The organism is Blautia intestinalis (genome assembly GCF_014297355.1).
Taxonomy (GTDB): Bacteria; Bacillota; Clostridia; order Lachnospirales; family Lachnospiraceae; genus Blautia_A; species Blautia_A intestinalis.
In genome coordinates this window covers 54,375-75,448 of record NZ_JACOQE010000007.1, presented here as the reverse complement: position 1 = coordinate 75,448, position 21,074 = coordinate 54,375, and the positions used below count along the sequence as shown (strand labels likewise).

Annotated in this window: 17 protein-coding genes; 14 read left to right on the top strand and 3 right to left on the bottom strand. The window is 40.4% G+C overall.

The genetic code is table 11. From position 1 onward, the window contains the following. Positions 1 to 18: 18 nt before the first annotated feature. From rsmG to H8Z79_RS11715, 7 genes are all read left to right on the top strand, one after another. On the top strand, positions 19 to 741 hold the full coding sequence (gene rsmG / locus H8Z79_RS11745; RefSeq protein WP_182279246.1) for a 16S rRNA (guanine(527)-N(7))-methyltransferase RsmG: 723 nt from the start codon (positions 19 to 21) through the stop codon (positions 739 to 741). Positions 742 to 964: 223 nt separating this feature from the next. Further along, positions 965 to 2,011: an ABC transporter ATP-binding protein gene (locus H8Z79_RS11740; RefSeq protein WP_118040471.1), complete on the top strand. Its 1,047-nt coding sequence runs from the start codon at positions 965 to 967 to the stop codon at positions 2,009 to 2,011. Next, complete coding sequence (locus H8Z79_RS11735) at positions 2,008 to 2,871, top strand: ABC transporter permease (RefSeq protein ID WP_015541422.1); 864 nt, start codon at positions 2,008 to 2,010, stop codon at positions 2,869 to 2,871. The genes H8Z79_RS11740 and H8Z79_RS11735 overlap by 4 nt, the downstream gene beginning before the upstream one ends. Positions 2,872 to 2,885: 14 nt before the next feature. Next, positions 2,886 to 4,409: a GldG family protein gene (locus tag H8Z79_RS11730; RefSeq protein ID WP_015541421.1), complete on the top strand. Its 1,524-nt coding sequence runs from the start codon at positions 2,886 to 2,888 to the stop codon at positions 4,407 to 4,409. Beyond that, a complete protein-coding gene (locus H8Z79_RS11725; protein WP_118040473.1) occupies positions 4,409 to 5,920 on the top strand; it encodes a DUF4340 domain-containing protein in 1,512 nt (503 codons plus the stop codon). The genes H8Z79_RS11730 and H8Z79_RS11725 overlap by 1 nt, the downstream gene beginning before the upstream one ends. A gap of 78 nt (positions 5,921 to 5,998) precedes the next feature. Beyond that, on the top strand, positions 5,999 to 7,024 hold the full coding sequence (locus H8Z79_RS11720) for a threonine aldolase family protein (RefSeq protein WP_118040475.1): 1,026 nt from the start codon (positions 5,999 to 6,001) through the stop codon (positions 7,022 to 7,024). Positions 7,025 to 7,088: 64 nt separating this feature from the next. Further along, entirely contained in the window at positions 7,089 to 8,042 is a 954-nt protein-coding gene (locus H8Z79_RS11715) for an alpha/beta fold hydrolase (protein WP_118040477.1), read from the top strand. A 182-nt stretch (positions 8,043 to 8,224) separates the two neighbouring features. On the opposite strand, the gene H8Z79_RS11710 is transcribed toward H8Z79_RS11715, so the two are convergent. From H8Z79_RS11710 to H8Z79_RS11700, 3 genes are all read right to left on the bottom strand, one after another. Continuing rightward, entirely contained in the window at positions 8,225 to 9,373 is a 1,149-nt protein-coding gene (locus tag H8Z79_RS11710) for an ABC transporter permease (protein WP_118040479.1), read from the bottom strand. Next, positions 9,360 to 10,484: an ABC transporter permease gene (locus H8Z79_RS11705; protein WP_015541416.1), complete on the bottom strand. Its 1,125-nt coding sequence runs from the start codon at positions 10,482 to 10,484 to the stop codon at positions 9,360 to 9,362. Before H8Z79_RS11705 ends, H8Z79_RS11710 begins: the two co-directional genes overlap by 14 nt. A gap of 90 nt (positions 10,485 to 10,574) precedes the next feature. After that, entirely contained in the window at positions 10,575 to 11,504 is a 930-nt protein-coding gene (locus H8Z79_RS11700) for an ABC transporter ATP-binding protein (RefSeq protein WP_118040481.1), read from the bottom strand. A 213-nt stretch (positions 11,505 to 11,717) separates the two neighbouring features. Here H8Z79_RS11700 and H8Z79_RS11695 point away from each other — a divergent pair, with 213 nt between their 5' ends. From H8Z79_RS11695 to H8Z79_RS11665, 7 genes are all read left to right on the top strand, one after another. Beyond that, positions 11,718 to 12,800: a sensor histidine kinase gene (locus tag H8Z79_RS11695; RefSeq protein WP_118040483.1), complete on the top strand. Its 1,083-nt coding sequence runs from the start codon at positions 11,718 to 11,720 to the stop codon at positions 12,798 to 12,800. A gap of 78 nt (positions 12,801 to 12,878) precedes the next feature. Further along, the gene (locus H8Z79_RS11690; RefSeq protein ID WP_118040485.1) at positions 12,879 to 13,499 is read left to right on the top strand and encodes a response regulator; all 621 of its coding nucleotides are present in this window, start codon (positions 12,879 to 12,881) and stop codon (positions 13,497 to 13,499) included. A gap of 3,097 nt (positions 13,500 to 16,596) precedes the next feature. Beyond that, positions 16,597 to 17,364 carry a ParA family protein gene (locus tag H8Z79_RS11685; protein ID WP_118040487.1) on the top strand — a complete coding sequence of 256 codons (768 nt, stop codon included), beginning with the start codon at positions 16,597 to 16,599 and terminating at the stop codon, positions 17,362 to 17,364. Continuing rightward, on the top strand, positions 17,364 to 18,305 hold the full coding sequence (locus H8Z79_RS11680) for a ParB/RepB/Spo0J family partition protein (protein ID WP_118040489.1): 942 nt from the start codon (positions 17,364 to 17,366) through the stop codon (positions 18,303 to 18,305). Before H8Z79_RS11685 ends, H8Z79_RS11680 begins: the two co-directional genes overlap by 1 nt. Before the next feature lie 12 nt (positions 18,306 to 18,317). Then, positions 18,318 to 18,857: a DUF4446 family protein gene (locus H8Z79_RS11675; protein WP_015541410.1), complete on the top strand. Its 540-nt coding sequence runs from the start codon at positions 18,318 to 18,320 to the stop codon at positions 18,855 to 18,857. A gap of 32 nt (positions 18,858 to 18,889) precedes the next feature. Beyond that, entirely contained in the window at positions 18,890 to 20,185 is a 1,296-nt protein-coding gene (serS, locus tag H8Z79_RS11670) for a serine--tRNA ligase (RefSeq protein WP_118040491.1), read from the top strand. Between the two features lie 17 nt (positions 20,186 to 20,202). Continuing rightward, entirely contained in the window at positions 20,203 to 21,072 is an 870-nt protein-coding gene (locus tag H8Z79_RS11665) for a DUF3881 family protein (protein ID WP_118040493.1), read from the top strand. Positions 21,073 to 21,074: the final 2 nt, after the last annotated feature.

The following is a 21,074-nucleotide window of genomic DNA, read 5'->3' as shown; positions in this document are numbered from 1 at the left end:
AAGAGGAGGACAAAAATATTGGATTATGATCTGAACGTACTCGAACAGGGATGTGAGGAACTCGGCATTACCCTGAATGAGGTACAGAAACAGCAGTTTATTACATTTTATGAATATCTGGTTGAAAAAAATAAAGTTATGAATCTGACCGGAATCACAGAATTTCAGGAGGTGCTGGTAAAGCACTTTCTGGATAGTCTTGCTTGTGTGAAGGCTGTAGATATGAATAAAATAAACAAGATCATGGATATCGGTACAGGAGCCGGTTTCCCGGGCATTCCGCTCAAAATCGCATTTCCGCATCTGGAAGCCTGCCTTCTGGATTCCCTGAAAAAGCGTGTGAATTTTCTTGAGGAAACATTTGCACTTCTGAAGCTTGAAGATATTACGGCAATCCATGGACGTGCGGAAGAATTTGCGAAAAATAAAGTGTATCGTGAACAGTATGATCTGTGCGTTTCCAGAGCCGTGTCCAATCTGGCAACGCTGTCGGAGTATTGTCTTCCGTATGTAAAAGTCGGAGGTCACTTTATTTCCTACAAATCCGGCACTGTACAGGAAGAACTGCAGCAGGCAGAAAAGGCCGTAAAAATCCTTGGTGGTAAAATTCAGGATGTAGTTTATTTTAACCTTCCGGATTCTGAAATACAGCGTTCTCTCGTTGTGATCGAGAAGATAAAAAACACACCGGGACGCTATCCGCGCAAGGCAGGAACACCACTGAAAGAGCCGCTTGCATAAGGCAAAATCAACAGAAATTATTTTCACAAAATCATCACAGATTCATCCTATTTTTATCACAACTTTCTCATAGAATATTCCAAGAGCAGACATAAGATCTGGCTCTTAAATGGAAGATGCTTCCAGATACCCCCTATCTCTGTTTCACCTGGAGGCATCTTTCGTTTTGTATAGAGGCAGAAATAATAAAACGATTATGTCAATGAAAAAGGAGGAGAGACTTGTGATTGAAGTAAACAATCTGGTCAAACGCTATGGAGACCATACAGCAGTTGACCACCTTTCTTTTAAAATTGAGAAGGGCAAAATCTACGGCTTTCTGGGGCCAAACGGAGCCGGTAAATCTACGACGATGAATATGATTACCGGTTATATAGCATCTACGGAGGGAACGGTAACCATCGACGGTCATGATATACTGGACGAACCAGAGCAGGCAAAGAAATGTATCGGTTATCTGCCGGAAATGCCACCTCTTTATTTCGATATGACAGTGCTGGAATATATGAATTTCGTCGCTGATCTCAAAAAAATCCCAAAAGATAAAAAGAAATCCATGATTGCAGAAGTCATGGAAATGGTAAAAATCACAGATATGAAAAACCGTCTGATCAAAAACCTGTCAAAAGGTTACAGACAGAGGGTTGGTCTTGCACAGGCAATTTTAGGTTATCCGGAAGTGATCATTCTGGACGAACCTACCGTTGGTCTGGACCCGAAACAAATCATCGAGATCCGTGATCTGATAAAGAGCCTTAAGGAAAAACATACGGTGATTTTGAGTTCCCATATTCTTTCAGAGGTAAGTGCCGTCTGCGATTATGTATTGATCATTTCCCATGGAAAACTTGTTGCGAGTGATACACCGGAGAACCTCGGAAAACTTGCAGAAGGATCTAATACCCTGAATCTGACTGTAAAAGGTGAGAAAGACAAGATCCGTACAGCACTCGGACAGATTGGGGGTGTAAAGAATGTTACTGTAGCTGATGCAAAAGAAGAGCATGCATGGAATGTAACTGTTTCCACAAATGAGGACAGTGATGTCCGTGAAGAAGTATTCTTCAAAATGGCAGATGCGAAGTGTCCGATCCTTGAGATGCAGTCTAAGAAAGTATCTCTGGAGGAAATATTCCTTGAACTGACTGAAGATGATAAAAAATCAAAGACTTCAGATAAAAAGATGGAAGTAAACAGTGCTGGGGAAGCTGAAAAAATCCTGGAAGCACAGAATGGAGAAACAGACAAAAAGGAGGGGGAAGATAAATGATCGCAGTATATAAAAGAGAACTGAGAAGTTATCTTACATCCATGATAGGATATTTGTTTATATTTTTTATCCTGCTTCTGACTGGTATTTATTTTTCCGCATATCAGCTCGGAGCGTCATACCCACGCTTTGAATATACATTGAGTGCACTGACATTCGTATTTCTGATCAGTGTACCGATCCTTACAATGAGAGTTCTTGCAGAAGAACGTAAACAGAAAACAGATCAGCTGCTCCTTACCGCACCGGTATCTGTAGAAAAAATTGTTCTCGGCAAATATTTTGCACTGGTTACAATCTTTGCGATTCCGATGCTGATCATGTGCTTTTATCCATTACTTATGACAAAATTCGGCACCGTATCTCTGGGTGCAGCTTATACGGCAGTCCTCGGATTTTTCCTTTTGGGCTGCGCAAACCTTGCAATCGGTGTGTTTATTTCATCCCTTACCGAAAGTCAGGTCATTGCGGCAGTGCTGACCTTTGTCATTCTGTTTGCTTTTTATATGATGAACGGAATTTCCTCTTTCTTCTCCGAAGGAGCACTTTCCACATGCATTACATTCGGACTCCTGATCCTGGCAGCAGCAATCATAATCTACACCATGATCAAAAACTTGCTGATTTCTGCAGTTGTCTGCGTGGTCGGAGAAATTGCACTTGTGATTGTTTATGTCGTGAATTCCAGCTTTTTCTCAGGCGGAATCCAGAAAGTATTGGATATCTTTAACCTGAGCAGCCATTTTGACAATTTTGCAAACGCAATTTTTGATGTCAAAGGAATTCTGTATTTCGTGTCTGTGATCGCAGTATGCTTATTCCTGACCGTACAGTCGATTGCGAAGAGACGCTGGAATTAAGGAGGTGGGAGACAATGAAATTCACAGACAAATTTAAAGCAAAGAAGACAGAAAATCAGGGGAATCCGGCAAATGAAGCTCCAAAGAAAGAAAAGAAGCCTCTGAAGCAGAAAATCAAGGATTCCATGAACAAAAAGTATCTCAAAAATGGTTCTTACAGTGTAGTCATCAGTGCCATTTTTATTGTAATCGTACTTGTAGTAAATATGATCGTTGGCTCACTTCCATCCAAATATACGGAAGTTGATGTCAGCAGCGAAAAGCTGTACAGCATCAGCGATGATACAAAGGATTTCCTGAAGAAACTGGACAAAGATATCACAATCTATCAGGTGGTCCAGAGTGGTTCTGAAGATGAGACCATCAAAAAACTTCTGGAAAAATATGATGAGGAATCCGATCATATTACCGTAGAACAAAAAGACCCGGTAGTAAATCCGAAATTTACATCTGAATATACAAGTGATGATGTTTCTGCAAACAGTTTGATCGTGGTTTGCGGAGACAGAAGCAAAGTTGTAGATTATAACAACATTTATGAGTCCTCTATGGACTATAACACTTACAGTTATACAACGACAGGTTTTGACGGGGAAGGTCAGATCGACAGTGCCATTTCCTATGTAACATCTGAAAATCTTCCGGTGCTTTATACACTGGACGGACATGGTGAAAAAGAACTGGATTCCACACTTCAGGAGGATATCCAGAAGGCAAATATTGACATTAAGTCCCTCAATCTGATCACAGAAGAAAAAGTTCCGGATGATGCGGCATGCCTGTTGATCAATGCACCTGCTTCTGATATTTCCGAATCTGAAAAAGATGCAATTATTGATTATCTGGAAAATGGCGGAAAAGCCATGATCTTCTCTGATTATACAGAAGAATCTATGGAAAACTTTGATGCTGTTCTTGCAAATTATGGTGTGGAAAGAACAGATGGTATTGTGATCGAGGGTGATTCACAGCATTATGCACAGATGCCTTATTATCTGGTACCGACAGTCAACAGCACAGATGCAATCTCTGATTTTGCATCCAAAGGCTATTATGTCCTGATGCCGTATGCGCAGGGAATCAAACAGACAGATAATCTTCGTGATACAGTTACAGTCAACAGCCTTCTGACTACTTCTGACAGTGCATATTCAAAAGTAGATGTAAACAGTGGTTCGATTGACAAGACCGACGATGATGTTGACGGTCCGTTTGACCTGGGTGTAAGTATTACAGAAACTTTAGATGATGACAAAGAAACTCAGATTGTTTATTATACAAGTTCCAATCTTATGGACAGCCAGATCAACCAGATGGTATCCGGCGGAAACGAACAGATGATCATGAGTTCTCTGAACTGGATGTGCAGCTCTGATGAAACTTCTGTCATCTCTGTTCCGTCCAAAAACCTGCAGATTTCCTATCTGACGCTGACTGCTTATGATGTAAGCTTCTGGAAAATTATGGTAATGGGAATTATCCCGGTTATTTTCCTTGTCATTGGATTTATGGTATGGCTGAAAAGGAGAAAAGCATAATGAAGAAAAAAACAGTCAAACTTGTTTCTGCTGTTGTGACGCTTGGTGTGGCGTGCGGCGCCTATGTTGGCGTAAACTCTTATGTTTCTTCACAGGAAGCGAAAGAGGCTGAGGAAGAAGATAAGAGTGTTGATCTGGTAAAACTTAAAGCAGATGATGTGACAGCAGTTTCTTTTAAAGCAGATGATGCAGATGTAGAATTTGATAAAAAAGATGATACATGGACAGAAAAATCAGATGCAGATTTTCCGGTAAATCAGGATACTGTGGATAATGCAGTTAAGGGAGTTGCTTCCCTTACTGCAGATCAGGAAATCTCAGATGTTGAGGATTTAAGTCAGTATGATCTGGATGATCCGCAGAATACGATCACACTGACAACAGCAGATGGAGATACAACACTTCAGGTCGGCATGGAATCTTCAAATAATCAGTATTACGTGAAGAAGGCGGACGATGATAAAAATGTCTTTCTGGTATCAAGTACATCATTGGAGCCTTTTATGGGAGGATTATATGACTTTGCCGAGAGCGGTACATTCCCATCTGTCACTTCTGCAACAATCACAGATGTAAAAGTTGACAAAGAAGACGGATATGAACTTACTCAGGATGCAGATAATCTGTTCTGGAATGTGTCTGATGGAAAAGATACAGAAAAGGCAGATACAACAAAAGCCGGAACGGTCACTTCGGCGATTGGATCACTTGCATATGATAAATTCGTGGATTACAACTGTACCGATGATGCGAAATATGGATTTGACGATCCGTATGCTGTAGTTACAGTGAAGTATACCGAAGAAGAAGCTGTGGAGAGCGATGAGGACACAGAAGATACAGATTCTTCAGAGGATGAGCAGGATACTCAGACAGTTGAGAAAACACTTACCATTTATGTGGGAGATGAGACCGGTGATGACCGTTATGTAAAGGTAGATGACAGTAAAGAAGTCTACACGATCACCAAAGATTCTCTGACAGATATTCTCGACAGCACAGATGCTGATTTCTACAGCCTGTCCGTAAATTATGTATCAGTAAATGATCTGGATACGCTGGAAGTAAAGAGTGATGACGGAGATCATACAGTCGATGTTGTAAGAGAGACTGTCAAAGCAGAAGATGAGGAAGAGTCTGATACAGATGCAGACAGTACAGATTCATCCGAGGATAGCTCTGCCGATGCAGATTCCTCTGATGCGACTGAGACCACAACGACTTCATATGAACTGGATGGCGAAGATATGGATGAAACTGCATTTACAACCTTTTATAATAAGCTTATCAATATAACAGCACAGGAGAGACTTACTGAGAAATATACTCCGGAAGGTGATGCGGCATACACCTTTATCTTCAAAGATACAGATGGAAATGAAACTACTGCAGAATATTATGAGTATGATACAAACTTCTATGCAGCAGTCGTAGGAGATAAGGTTTATCTGGTAAATAAGATGAACGTAAAAGAACTGAATGACGCTTATCAGGATATGATAAATCGGTGAATACTTCCCCCGCGAGTTGCCCGCGGGGGATTTTTTTGATAAAATGAACCTGATTTTACTACAAGTGAGGAACGAGAAATGTTATATTTTGTAAATGACTATTCAGAAGGCGCACATGAAAAAGTACTTCGGCACCTGATTGATACCAATATGGAACAGCTTTCCGGTTATGGCACGGACCATTACTGTGAAACAGCTAAGGAAAAGATAAAGAAAGCATGCGGCTGTGAGGACGCAGAAGTCTATTTGCTGACAGGCGGCACACAGACCAATCAGATTGTCATTGACACTATGCTGGCACCGTATGAGGGTGTTGTAGCGGCTCACACGGGACATGTAAGTACACACGAAGCCGGTGCAATCGAATTTACCGGACATAAAGTACTGGAGCTTCCGGAAAAAAATGGTAAGATCTGTGCATCAGATCTTAAAGAACTGGCAGAAACATTCTATGGAGATGATAACCATGAGCATATGGTATTTCCGGGAATGGTCTATATTTCACATCCGACAGAATATGGAACTTTATACAGCAAAAAGGAACTGGAAGAGCTTTCTTCTGTGTGCAGAAAATATAAGCTGCCGCTTTTTCTCGACGGAGCAAGACTGATATACGGACTTGTCAGCAAAGAAACAGATGTGACACTGCAGGATCTGGCAGAGCTCTGTGATGTATTTTATATCGGTGGAACAAAAGCCGGTACGCTTTGCGGCGAAGCGGTTGTCTTTACAGGAAACTGTATGCCGAAACATTTTCTTACACGTGTGAAACAGCATGGCGCACTTCTTGCAAAAGGCAGACTCCTCGGTGTGCAGTTTGATGCACTTTTTACAGATGATCTTTATCTGGAAATCGGCAAAAATGCCATTGAGACAGCAGCAGTCCTTAAAGAAGGATTAAAGAAAAAAGGATATCAGTTTTTTATTGATTCACCGACAAATCAGCAGTTTGTTGTACTCGAAAACAGCAGAATGGAAGAACTGAAAAAGGACGTGCAGTTCGGCTTCTGGGAAAAGGCTGACGATTCCCATACCGTAGTCAGATTTGCAACCAGCTGGGCAACCAGAATGGAAGATGTACAAAAACTTCTTTCACTGTTATAGATTGTAAAAATATTTTTTTTAGCGTATAATAAAGCTATTCAGGTGATAAAAAGGGAGGTAGAACATGAACAAGCACAGTAAACGACTGCTTACTCTTGCAGCACTGGCTACAACAACAACTGCCACTATCCATATTATAAATAAAGTAATCGCAGCATCCGCCTGTCTTAAGGAAATGCTGGATACAGATGTCAGAAACTATTATCATTGGCGTTTTGGCGATATTTATTATACAAAAAAAGGTAAAGGAAGCCCGATTCTTCTGATTCATGATATGCTTCCGGGTGGTTCCGGATATGAATGGACCAGAATCGAGGATGAACTTGCGCTGGAGCATACAGTATATAATCTGGATCTTCCGGGATGCGGACGTTCTGAAAAGTCGGGTATGACTTACACAAATTTTGTTTATGTGCAGGCAATCTGTGATTTTATTAAAAATGTAATCGGAGAAAAAACGGATGTCATTGTAAATGGATATTCCGCTTCCTTTGTAGTTATGGCATGCCATAATGAAAAGACATTGTTTAATAAGATCATGATGGTGAATCCAGTCAGCCTTACCAGCCTGAAACAGATGCCTGGCAGGAAAGAAAAGCTTCTGCGCAAATGTCTGGAGATTCCGGTATTCGGAACACTGGTTTATCATATGGTTGTATCAAGAAGTGCAGTCAATGATGACTTTATTGAGAACTATGCATTTGATCCGTTCCATCCGGATCGGGAACTTCAGGATGCATATTATGAAGCTGCTCACAGAGGCGGATGCTATGCAAAGAATGTATATGCAAATAAAGCTTCAAAATATATGAACATTGATATTACCCGGGGTCTCAAAGAGATTGACAACAGCCTTTATATCGTAGAAGGTGAAGCAGAAAATAATGGTGAAGCGATCGTAGAAGCTTACCAGAATGTCAATCCGTCTGTAGAGGTTGCGACACTTAAAGAAACGAAGCATTTCCCACATGTAGAAGCTCCGGAACAGTTCCTGGAGCAGGTTGGAATTTTCTTCTGAAATTAATACAGTAAAATGTCATAAGACAGAGTATAGATAAAGCCCACAGCAGATGCTGTGGGCTTTGTTGTACTTAAGAATATATCAGAATTGCGAGTCATTCATTGAGACTTGGTTAATAATAATCATTAAGCATCGGCAATGGGGGATTAATCTGTTTATCAATGCAGAAATCTAAGCGATTATCCCTGTCGTTTGTATTTGGAAACAGCAAGGATCAGTGCGAGCAAAGCAAAGGTAAACATGACTTCGATTCCCATGGATTTCCAGATATCAACAGCAACTTTGCCGGAAACGACATGATACCGGGAAAGGGTCTCGTTGACGTTTTCATACCAGTAAACAGGCAGAAACTGTGCAACCATGAGGACTTTTTTATCCATGATATTCATCGGCACAAAGACACCTGACAGGAAACATATACCAAGGGAAATGATGTTGGAAATTCCGTTGAGCATGTTGATGTTTTTCATAAAAAGGCCGATCAGATATGCAAGTGAAAGTGCAATTGTCAGCATCAGGAATGTATTTAACAGATAATACCCCAGAACTTTGGAAGTCAGGAGTTCTTTTCCATACATAACACCGGCACCGACGACTGCAATCAGCCAGAGAAGCAGACTGATGGTAAACATGGCAAGCAGACCTTCGAGGTTCTGTCTGCGGGTGGAGATGGCAGATGCCAGCATACGTTTTTGTATATCCTCTTTTCGGAATGCCAGAAGGATATAGCCCATGGAGTAGCACAATACAGCCAGAAACAGAAACGGAATATACCGGAAATAATACGTATATCCCGGTGTTTCGACAGCAGTTTCCTCATCGTGATACATGGTAACTTCCGAGACAGACTGCTCAAGTGCAGCAGCAGCGGCTTCTTTCTGTGAAAATCCGGCAGCAGTATAAGTCCGGATGGAATTCAGCCATGCATTTATCTGCTGATCTACATAAAAAGAAGAATAAGAACCGGGCACTTTTGTGACAGAAAGCGGGTTTTCATCTACAATACAGGTTTTATAAAAATCTTTCGGAATCTGCACGATATATTCTGCATTTCTGTAAAAAAGTTCCTCCTGCATTACGGTGGGTTCTGCGGAAATCCTGTATACATTGTGGATAGTTTTGAGATATTTTGTGAGTGCGTGAGAAAGTGTGCTGTCATCCTGATCTGCAATGGCAAGGTTGATCCGCGTTTTTTCAAAATCTTCCAGATGCTCTTTTTTGGCGGAGGCCTGAAGGATCATGGCTGTCGAAAAGAAGATTATCAGATAAATGCTGATCAGTCCGATATTCTTTTTTAATATTTTCATATAACACTTAAATACTGTCATATCGATTCCTCCTGATCAGTAAAAATGAGGCAAAAACAAGCGCGGAGCTCATGACTGCCAGTGTAAGTAAATTTCGGTAATAGCGTGCCGGATCATCATATACATTGATGCAGTAAAAAGCATCCGAGATCAGGGCAGCAGGATTGATGCGGTTGATGATCGGGCAATGTTTTTCTACGGTATCTTTCATCGAACTGTTCATCAGGCCGGAAAGAAAACTGCAGACCATGGAAATGGCAAGGATAACAGCAACTTTAATTCCTTCGCCTATTTTGCTGAGACTGCCGATAAACAGGCCCATGGAGACACCGATGAGACTTCCGAAAAGAGAAATAAGAAGCATTTTTCCTATCTGTCCCTGAAAGTCAAGTTTCAAAATATTTCGCAGATAAATAAGCAGAATGATAACATCTACATAGCCGATCAGGAAAGAGGAAATCTGCTCGGATAAGATCAATTTCAGCTTATGGGTGGGAGTGACACTGCGCCTTGCCGCCAGAGCCGTTAAATTGGCCTGTAACGTGATTGCAGAGCCGAAACCGATAAAACATCCGTAGAGACATGCCATTGCGATCAGAGCGTAAAAAAACTGCGAAGTACCGTCAATTGTTTTTCCACCCGGGGAAACCTCCTGAACCAGATCACGGGTGTCCATCATCTGTGTAAGTCCGTTCAGGAGTCCGGATGGATGTTTTTTCAAAATCGTCCGTATGGTGTGCAGACTGTTATCATAACTTTCCAGAATAGACTGCAGGATACTTTCCGGGATTCCGTGTGCGTTGATTGTCAGGGAAGGCGTCATGCCGGCATGATAAATTCCGGAGATCTCTTTGTTTTTCAGAGCCGCGAGAGCTTTTTGTTCTGTCATTTCATGCAGGCTGATCAGATCTGAGTCACTTTTTTGCACCTGATCAAGGTAAAAATCAAATAATGGATTGTCGGTTGTTTCTCTTACCAGAGCCACCTGTACGGTCTCAAAATCGGCATCATTGAGATTTCCAAAAGCAAAAAAGAAAAAAGTGCCGAGTATCAGAGGAAAAATAAGCGGCCAGAAAGTCATATTAAAATTCCGGAGTTTTACCAGGATGTCATATTTTATTAGATGCAGCATAAAAAATCCTTTCTGTAACCATTGATTATACAAAATAATGAATAAATATACATACATTATGTATACCACGTTTATATGTCTGAAAAACTATTAATCGCGAAGCTGCTTTCCGGTGATTTCCAGAAAAACATCGTTCAGTGTCGGAAGTTCGGAAAATACTCTTCCGAAGGTGATATCCTGACTCTGCAGATAATTCAGAAGGCGAATCAGATTATGCTGTGCACCGGTGCAGCGGAGTATGAGAATCTGATTTTCATAGTGCAGATCAAATACATGAGGAAGACTGCGGATGTCCTGCAGATGCTTTTCTTCCAGAAAAATGGCTTCTACGGTGATGGTTTCACCAGTCTTGATCATTTTCTTTAATTCTTCAGATGTACCGGAAGCAATGACCCGGCCATGATCCATAATTGCGATGCGAGTGCAGATCTGTTCAATTTCTTCCATGTAATGTGAAGTATAGATGATCGTTGATCCCTGCACATTCAGCTTTTGAATACCTTCGAGGATTTTATTACGGCTTTGCGGGTCGACGGCCACAGTTGGTTCGTCCATGATGATAAGACGTGGTTTGTGGGCAATTCCACAGGCAATATTCAGCCTGCGGAGAAGACCACCGGACAGTTTCTTCGGATACATTTTACAATAATCTTCAAGTCCTACAAATCGGATAGCATCATCAACCAGTTTTTTGCGTTTCTTTTTATCAGAAACATACAGACCACAGAAATAATCGATGTTTTCATACACGGTCAGTTCGTCAAAAACAGCAACATTCTGCAGTACGATTCCAATCTGCTGTTTTGCCTGATAATTGTCAGGTGTCATTGGCTGTCCGAAAATTTCAATGGTTCCCTTATCATATTTCAAAAGGGAAAGCAGACAGTTGATAGCAGTTGTCTTCCCTGAGCCGTTCGGCCCGAGCAGCCCGAAGATCTCACCTTCATGAATATCCAGGTTCAGGTGGTTGAGTGCAACCAGATCACCGTATCTTTTTACCAGATTTTCTATATGGATCATAAGAATCCCTCCAGTTAAATAGTTACTTTCACGTAGTAATATCAGGAATATAAACGTCGCTTATGAGAATATGAAGGCTTTTATACCTGATAACTACAGTATAAAATAAGATGCGTTCAATACCAAGTGTAAGATGTCACAAGAAAAACATGACATTTGTCACTTTGAGAGGTATGGAATGTGTTATATTATTATAACAACAGGAGGAGAGAAATGGGATATTTTCAGGATACGGGAGTATTACTGCTGTATGGTATGACAGCATTACTATGGATAAAAGCGGACAGGAGTTTTATCTTTGTACTGCTTTGCACCGTTGTTCTTTCATGTGGGGAATATTTTTTTGAACGAAGATTGACAAAGATTCTGGGTTGTGTGGTGTTTGCCGGTACTTCGTTTTTTATACCTGAACTTGTAGTATTTTATCCGGTGATGGAATATGTTTTACTAAAAGAGAAAATCCGGGTGGCGGCATTGACAGGTGTGATCACAGGCGGAATACTATTGACGGGAAATACGCATCTGCAAAATGGAATGCTGCTGAATTTTGCCTTTGGATGTCTGCTTGCTGTGCTTTTGGAAAGAAAAACAGAAAAGTACGATAAAATGGACAGAGAATTTCGAAAAACAATTGATGAAGGAGAAGAAAAAACACTTCTTCTGGCAGAAAAAAACAGAGCTCTGATAGAAAAACAAAATTATGAAATATATGCGGCGACACTCCGTGAAAGAAACAGAATTGCAAGGGAAATCCATGATAATGTGGGACATGTACTTTCGCGTACAATACTTCTGACAGGGGCTGCTAAGGCTTTAAATAAGGATCAGAACCTGGATCCGATACTCAATGGACTGGACGATTCACTTAATTCTGCAATGGACAGTATTCGTTCAAGTGTGCATGATTTACATGATGAAGCAATTAATCTACAGGAAGAACTAAAGAGAATTATTCGGGACTTTAAATACTGCAAAGTTGAATTAGAATATGATGCGTCCGATAAAATGGACAGCAGTACAAAGCATTGCTATGTTTGTGTTGTAAAAGAAGCTCTTTCTAACATTATGAAATATAGTGGCGCTACTTATGTAAAAATAACTGTGAGAGAACATCCGGCATTGTACCAGTTGTGCGTGGAAGATAATGGGCGTGGAGGTACAGGAAATATGGATAAAAATACAGGAATCGGACTGAAAAACATGCAGGACCGTGTGCAGGCATTAAATGGAACACTGCGGATTGAGGGCGAAAAAGGATTTCGGATTTTTGCAATGATACCGAAAGAAATGCCATAAGGGAAAGAACATGATTGAGCGCAGATGACTAAAAGAAGAGAAAGAAAAAGAAGTTATAAAGATAAATGAGGATTAAAAATGAAAATAGTAATTGTAGATGATGATTGTCTGGTTACAGGGGCATTAAAGACAATTCTGGAAGCGAATGAGGATGTTGATGTAGTGGCAACAGGACTGGATGGAAGGGATGCTGTACGGCTATATGGCGAGCATAAACCGGATGTGCTGTTGATGGATATTCGCATGAAAAATATGAATGGACTGGAGGCAGCAACAGAAATCTTATATGCGTATCCTGAGGCAAATATACTGCTCCTGACAACTTTTCTGGATGATGAATATATTGTGAAAGCGCTCCGCATAGGAGCAAAGGGATATCTTTTGAAACAGGATTATGCAAGCATTTTGCCGGCACTCCGGGCGGTTTGTTCGGGGCAGACGGTCTTTGGAATGGAAATTGTGTCAAAAATCCCAGATTTGATAAGAAATGAGGATGGTTTTGACTATGCAGCGCATGGAATCAATGAAAGGGAAAAGAAAATTATTCGGCTGATCGCGGACGGAAACAGTAATAAGGAGATTGCAGCGGAGTTATATTTGAGTGAAGGAACGGTCAGAAATTATCTGAGTTCGATTCTGAATAAATTACAGTTGAGGGATCGGACACAGGTGGCGGTTTTTTATTATCAGCATAAGTAGGAAATGGTGATGTGAGTGGTAGATTTGACGAATGTAGATGTATGAAATGACAAATATGAAATGAATAATTATTAATTGATATGCATGAAAGTTGAGAAATGTGTGAATAGATAGGGCAGGAATGATGGGCGAGAAGGAAAACAGGAAATAGAGTAGTGAAAGATGTGGATAATAGGATAAAATGGAGAGGCGGAAAGACAAATGTACGCGACACTAAGACTGATGCAGAAATAATAAAAATAGTTTACATAATTCCGAACAGCAAAACTATTATCCCATGCCATATCTTATCCAATTGCGTGAAATATAAAACTGTAATCTGAAATAATAATATGAATTTACGCAGTCTCTATGAACAGGACGGATACTGGAACAAGGCCAAATTTCTACTCGCTTCGCGCGCTGATAAGCCGTCATTCGCGCAAACTCGCTGCGCTCAGACAGTGCGCTCGGTGACGGCAGCTAGCGCAAAGCTCATAACGAAATTAGACCAAGGTTCCTGTATCCGTCCTGTTATAGATTCTGCTGTATTCATGAAAAGTTTCACGTGAAACATTAGTGAACGGCTACACTAGCAAGCATTACCCCCCACAGCTGCCTCGTATTTCACTACAAATTTATATATCAGCAATGAAAAGATATGGTATGCGACAACCTCTGCAGGAGTTCGAGAAGTTCTTAGAGATGTTCTGGCTGTGTTATGCGTGGAAAATCACACTGTTTGAGCGTCAGCGAGTTTGTGATTTTCTGCGCATGTATTTAACAGACAGGTTATCTCATAGAACTACCGAACGACGAAGCCGTTGACACATGCCATATCTTATTCAATTGCGTGAAATAAAAATATGTAATCTGAAATAATAATATGAACTTACGCAGCATCTATGAGCAGAATTGATGTTTAATACTCCCGTACCTGTCCTGTTACAGATTCTGTTGTGTTCCTGAAATGTTTCACGTGAAACATAATTGAGTGGATGTACTGGCAACTGCCATAGTTCACCGTTACTCGGTACATTAAATATTTGTGTAGCACTAATGAAAGATAGAAAGCACAATAAAATTTGCTCAAGATTTTTGCATCTGCTTTGCTATAGATCTTTTTTACGCGAAACATTAGCAAACAGTTCCGCTAGCAACTATTGCACCCCACAACTGCCCGGTATGTCACTACAACTTTGTATATCAGCAATGAAAAGATATGGTGTGTGACAACCTCTGCAGGAGTTCGAGAAGTTCTTAGAGATGTTCTGACTGTTTTGTGCGTTGGAAATCACACTGTTTGAGCGTCAGCGAGTTTGTGATTTCCTGCGCATGCATTTAACAGACAGGTTATCTCATAGAACTGCCGAACGACGAAGCCGTTGCCGCACACCATATCTTATTCAATTGCGTGAAATATAAAATGCAAGCTAAAAATAACAATTCTAATCTTATACGCGCCGAAATACAATACAAACTCACGCATCCTCTATAAACAGGGCGGCTGCAGGAACAAACCCAAATTTCTACTCGCTTCGCGCGCTGATAAGCCGCCATTCGCGCAAACTCGCTGCGCTCAGACAGAGCGCTCGATGACGGCAGCTAGAGCAAAGCTCGTAACGAAATTAGGCCAAGGTTCCTGCAGTCGTCCAGTTATAGAGGTCGCTGTATTATAACAATGTTTCACGTGAAACATTGCCAGGCAGATAACACTTTGTTTGACTTCCGGCACATATCGTTACTCCATTTCACTACATATTTATATGTCAGCAATGAAAAGATATGGTGTGTGACAACCTCTACAGGAGTTCGAGAAGTTCTTAGAGATGTTCTGGCTGTTTTGTGCGTGGGAAATCACACTGTTTGAGCGTCAGCGGGTTTGTGATTTTCTGCGCATGTATTTAACAGACAGGTTATCTCATAGAACTACCGAACGACGAAGCCGTTGACACATGCCATATCTTATTCAATTGCGTGAAATATAAAATGCAAGCTAAAAATAACAATTCCAATCTTATGCGCACCGAAATACAATACAAACTCACGCATCCTCTATAAACAGGACGGCTGCAGGAACAAGCCCAAATTTCTACTCGTTTCGCGCGCTGATAAGCCGCCATTCGCGCAAACTCGCTGCGCTCAGACAGAGCGCTCGGTGACGGCAGCTAGCGCAAAGCTCGTAACGAAATCAGGCCAAGGTTCCTGCAGTCGTCCTGTTATAGAGGTCGCTGTATATTAACAATGTTTCACGTGAAACATAATTGAGTGGATGTATTAGCAACTGCCATAGTTCACCGTTACTCGGTACATTAAATATTTGTATAGCACTAATGAAAGATAGAAAGCACAATAAAATTTGCTCAAGATTTTTGCATCTGCTTTGCTATAGATTTTTTTTACGTGAAACATTAGCAAACAGTTCCACTAGCAACCATTACACCCTCACAGCTGCCCAGTATATTGCTACAACTTTATATATCAGCAATGAAAAGATATGGTGTGTGACAACCTCTACAGGAGTTCGAGAAGTTCTTAGAGATGTTCTGGCTGTGTTGTGCGTGGGAAATCACACTGTTTGAGCGTCAGCGAGTTTGTGATTTCCTGCGCATGCATTTAACAGACAGGTTATCTCATAGAACTGCCGAACGACGAAGCCGTTGTCGCATGCCATATCTTATTCAATTGCGTGAAATAAAAGGTGTAATCTGAAATAATAATATGAACTTACGCAGCATCTATGAACAGAATTGATGTTTAATACTCCCGTACCCATCCTGTTATAGATCCTGCTGTGTTCCTGAAATGTTTTACGTGAAACATTAGCAAACAGTTACACTAGCAACCATTACACCCTAGAACTGCCGAACGGCGAAGCCGTTGTCCCATGCCATATCTTATTCAATTGCGTGATATTAAAAAAATGTATGCTGAAATAAAACAACATCCCATCAATCTTGTCAAATATAAACAATAAATTTTTAAAAACTTTCTCGAAATTTAATGTTTCACGTGAAACATTTTGTGGAACAATAAAACTAAAAGTGCTATAATAATACCAGTGCGCTATACACAAAAAATGTATAGTTGACTTGACATCCCGAAGGGAGGGTGAAACTTGGGAAGAGTAATAGCAGTAGCAAACCAGAAAGGTGGCGTTGGTAAATCAACAACCGCAATTAATCTTTCTGCATGCCTTGCTGAAAAAGAAAAGAAAGTACTTACAATCGACATGGATCCACAGGGAAATACCACAAGTGGGTTAGGAGTAGATAAAAATAATGTAGAAAATACATTATACGAATTACTCTTAGGAGAAGCAGAAACAAAAAATACAATTGTAAAAGATGTAGTTGAAAACGTAGATTTGATTCCATCAAATGTAAACTTATCCGGAGCAGAAATTGAACTTATTGGTGTAGATGAAAAAGAATATATTCTGAAGAAAATCATTGATAAAGTCCGCAGAAAATATGACTATATCATTATTGACTGCCCACCGTCATTAAACATGCTTACTATTAATGCACTGACGGCTGCAAACTCCGTATTAGTGCCAATTCAGTGCGAATATTACGCGTTGGAAGGACTGTCCCAGCTGATACATACAATTGACCTCGTCAAAGACCGTCTGAACAAGAAACTTGTTATGGAAGGCGTCGTCTTTACTATGTATGATGCAAGAACAAATCTTTCCTTGCAAGTTGTAGAAAATGTTAAGGATAATCTTCAGCAGAATATTTACAAAACGATTATTCCGCGAAATGTCAGACTGGCAGAGGCTCCGAGTTATGGACAGCCTATAACCTTATATGACACAAAATCCGCGGGCGCAGAGGCATATCGTCTTCTTGCAGAAGAAGTAATAAACAGGGAGGATGAATGATGGCTGGAAAAAAGTCAGGACTTGGACGCGGCCTGGATGCACTGTTTCCAGAAAAAACAGTACAAAGCAAGCCAAAAACAACAGTTAAAACTGCAAAACAAACAAATATAGCTACACCAGAAACAAAGAAATCCAGTCAGCACGAAAACAGCAATGGCGAGAGAATGATGAAATTATCTATGATCGAGCCAAACAGAGAACAGCCACGCAAAAAATTTGATGAAGATGCACTTCAGGAACTGGCTGACTCCATCAAACAGTATGGAGTACTGCAACCTCTACTCGTGTCTGATAAAAAAGACTACTATGAGATTGTTGCTGGTGAAAGACGATGGAGAGCTGCGAAACTTGCAGGACTGAAAGAAGTTCCGGTTGTAGTAAGAGAACTTTCCACTCAGGAAATCGTAGAAATTTCTCTCATTGAAAACATTCAGAGAGAAGACCTCAATCCGGTGGAAGAAGCTATGGCATATAAACGTCTGATTGATGAATTTCACATGAAACAGGATGAAATCGCAGAAAGAGTTTCAAAGAGCAGGACAGCAGTAACCAACTCCATGAGACTTTTGAAACTGGATGCACGTGTACAGCAGATGATGGTTGATGAGATGATTTCAGCCGGACATGCAAGAGCAATTCTTGCAATTGAGGATCCAGAAAAACAGTATACGACTGCGATGAAAATATTTGATGAAAAACTCAGCGTGCGAGAGACAGAGAAACTGGTAAAAACAATACTTACACCGCAAAAGAGAAAAGATAAAGTCGCAAATCCGACAGAAGATGCCATTTATGAAAGCCTTGAGGAAAGAATGAAAGGAATTACAGGAACACGCGTATTCATTCACCGCAAGAAAAATAATAAAGGAAAAATAGAAATTGAATACTATTCCAGAGACGATTTGGACAGAATTATCGATTTATTTGAATCCATTGGTTAAAAGGAGTATGATATGAGTACAATTTTTGATAGTATGGGTATTGACTCTGGAATCATCATTATTGTATTACTGGTTATAGTCGTTATTCTGATTGGATTTATGATCAGTAATGGTATGCGCCTTACACGACTGGAAAGAAAATACAAAATGTTTATGAAAGGAAGCGACGCACAATCCTTAGAAAAAACATTTGTACGCAAATTTGCTCAGATTGACAGATTGTATGAAGCAAAAGAAGACCATGAGCATGCAATAAAAGCACTGGAACAGCATTTTAAAATTATTTTCAGTAAATATGGCGTAGAGAAATATGATGCATTTGATGATGTAGGTGGTAAACTCAGCTTTGCACTTGCATTGTTGGATAAAGACAATACCGGCCTGATTCTGAATGCAGTACACAGCCGAGATAACTGTTTCCTTTATTTAAAAGAAATTGTTAAAGGTGAATCTTATGTGATGCTCAGTCAGGAAGAAGTAGAGGCTTTGCGTAAGGCAGTAAATTTTGGACTTGCCGATATCAGTGAAGAAGAAAGTGGTATAGAAAAATAAAGAGACAGTAGGAACTGTCAGGAGGAGAAATTATGTTAGACATTAAATTTGTGAGAGAAAATCCGGAAATCGTAAAACAGAACATCCGCAACAAATTCCAGGATAACAAACTGGAACTGGTTGATAAAGTAATCGCTCTGGACAAAGAAAACAGAGAAATCAAACAGGAAGTCGAAGCACTCAGAGCTGAAAGAAATAAAATTTCCAAACAGATCGGTGCACTGATGGGACAGGGCAAACGCGAAGAAGCAGAAGAAGTAAAGAAACAGGTTGCAGCATCCGGTGCGCGTATTGATGAACTTTCTGCAAGAGAAAAAGAAGTAGAAGAAGAACTTCTGAAAAATATGATGGTTATTCCGAATATCATCGATCCATCTGTTCCGATTGGTAAAGATGACAGCGAAAACGTTGAAATTGAAAAATTTGGTGAGCCGGTTGTTCCGGATTATGAAATTCCATATCATACAGAAATTATGGAAAATTTTGACGGAATCGATCTTGACAGTGCAAGACGTGTTGCAGGTAATGGATTTTATTATCTGATGGGTGATATCGCAAGACTTCACTCCGCAGTTATTGCATATGCAAGAGATTTCATGATCAACAGAGGATTTACTTACTGTGTACCGCCTTTCATGATCAGAAGCAATGTTGTAACAGGTGTAATGAGTTTTGCAGAAATGGATGCCATGATGTATAAGATTGAAGGCGAAGATCTCTATCTGATCGGTACAAGTGAGCATTCTATGATCGGCAAATTCATAGATCAGATTGTTCCTGAAGAAGAACTTCCAAAAACACTTACAAGCTATTCGCCATGTTTCCGTAAAGAAAAAGGTGCTCATGGTCTTGAGGAGAGAGGTGTTTATCGTATCCACCAGTTTGAAAAACAGGAAATGATTGTCGTCTGCAAACCGGAAGAAAGCCCGATGTGGTTTGATAAACTGTGGCAGAACACTGTTGATCTGTTCCGTTCTCTGGATATCCCGGTACGTACATTGGAATGCTGCTCCGGTGACCTGGCAGACCTGAAAGTAAAATCCCTTGATGTAGAAGCATGGTCTCCACGTCAGAAGAAATACTTCGAGGTAGGAAGCTGCTCTAACCTTGGCGATGCACAGGCTCGTCGTCTGAGAATCCGTGTAAACGGTAAAGATGGTAAGAAATATCTTGCGCATACATTAAATAATACTGTAGTAGCACCTCCGAGAATGCTGATTGCATTTTTGGAAAACAACCTGAATGCAGACGGATCTGTAAATATTCCGGAAGCACTGCAGCCATACATGGGCGGCATGAAAAAGATTGAGAAAAAGACCCAGGCATAAGGGTACGGAGGTATATTTTGCACAGCTTTTTAAAAGCAATCGGTTTTTCTCAGATCAGTAAACGAGAAGAGATGAAAAAAATCATTCTCGATGTCATCAAAAATTATGATAAAAAAAATGTTATTCAGAATTATCCGGATGGTACATTTGCTGAATTTTCGAGAAACTATGGAAACGATTGTGGAATCACTGTTTGCGGCCAGTATGATGAGGAAGACAGATTTCATGTGGAGTACTATTATCCGTTCTTTCGTGGAACAGGAGTTACGACGCAGGAAGCAGTTACGGTAGAAAAGCATGTAGACAAGAATGCCTTTTCCGGAGCATGTGATGATCTGCGAATCGGAATTACATTGATTTTTTATCTTCAGAATGCTGCCGAATATATGAAGGAAAGCGGAAAAGAAAAAATTGATAATCATTCATTGATTTTATCAGGACTTGCGGGAGAGGGAAAAATCCTTCTCCCAGTCCTCAAAGATAAAGAAGCTGTCAAGGTGGAGCAGGAATCTGCAAAGAACAGAAGTTCCATGATTGCTGCGGCCAGAAATGGCGATGAAGAGGCAATGGAAAATCTGACAATGGAAGAAATGGATACGTATTCTATGATTTCAACCAGAATTGTGAATGAGGATATTCTTTCTATTGTAGATTCTTATTTTATGCCTTATGGAATTCAGTGTGATCAATACAGCATACTGGGTGAAATTCTGGAAGTGCATACGGGCAGCAATATTGTCACAGATGAGGAACTTGTTCAGATGACTATAGAAAGCAACAATATGCAGTTTGATGTGTGTATTAACCGAAAAGATCTTCTGGGAGACCCACAGGTGGGCAGAAGATTTAAAGGCACTGTCTGGTTGCAGGGTCAGTTGCAATTTTAGAA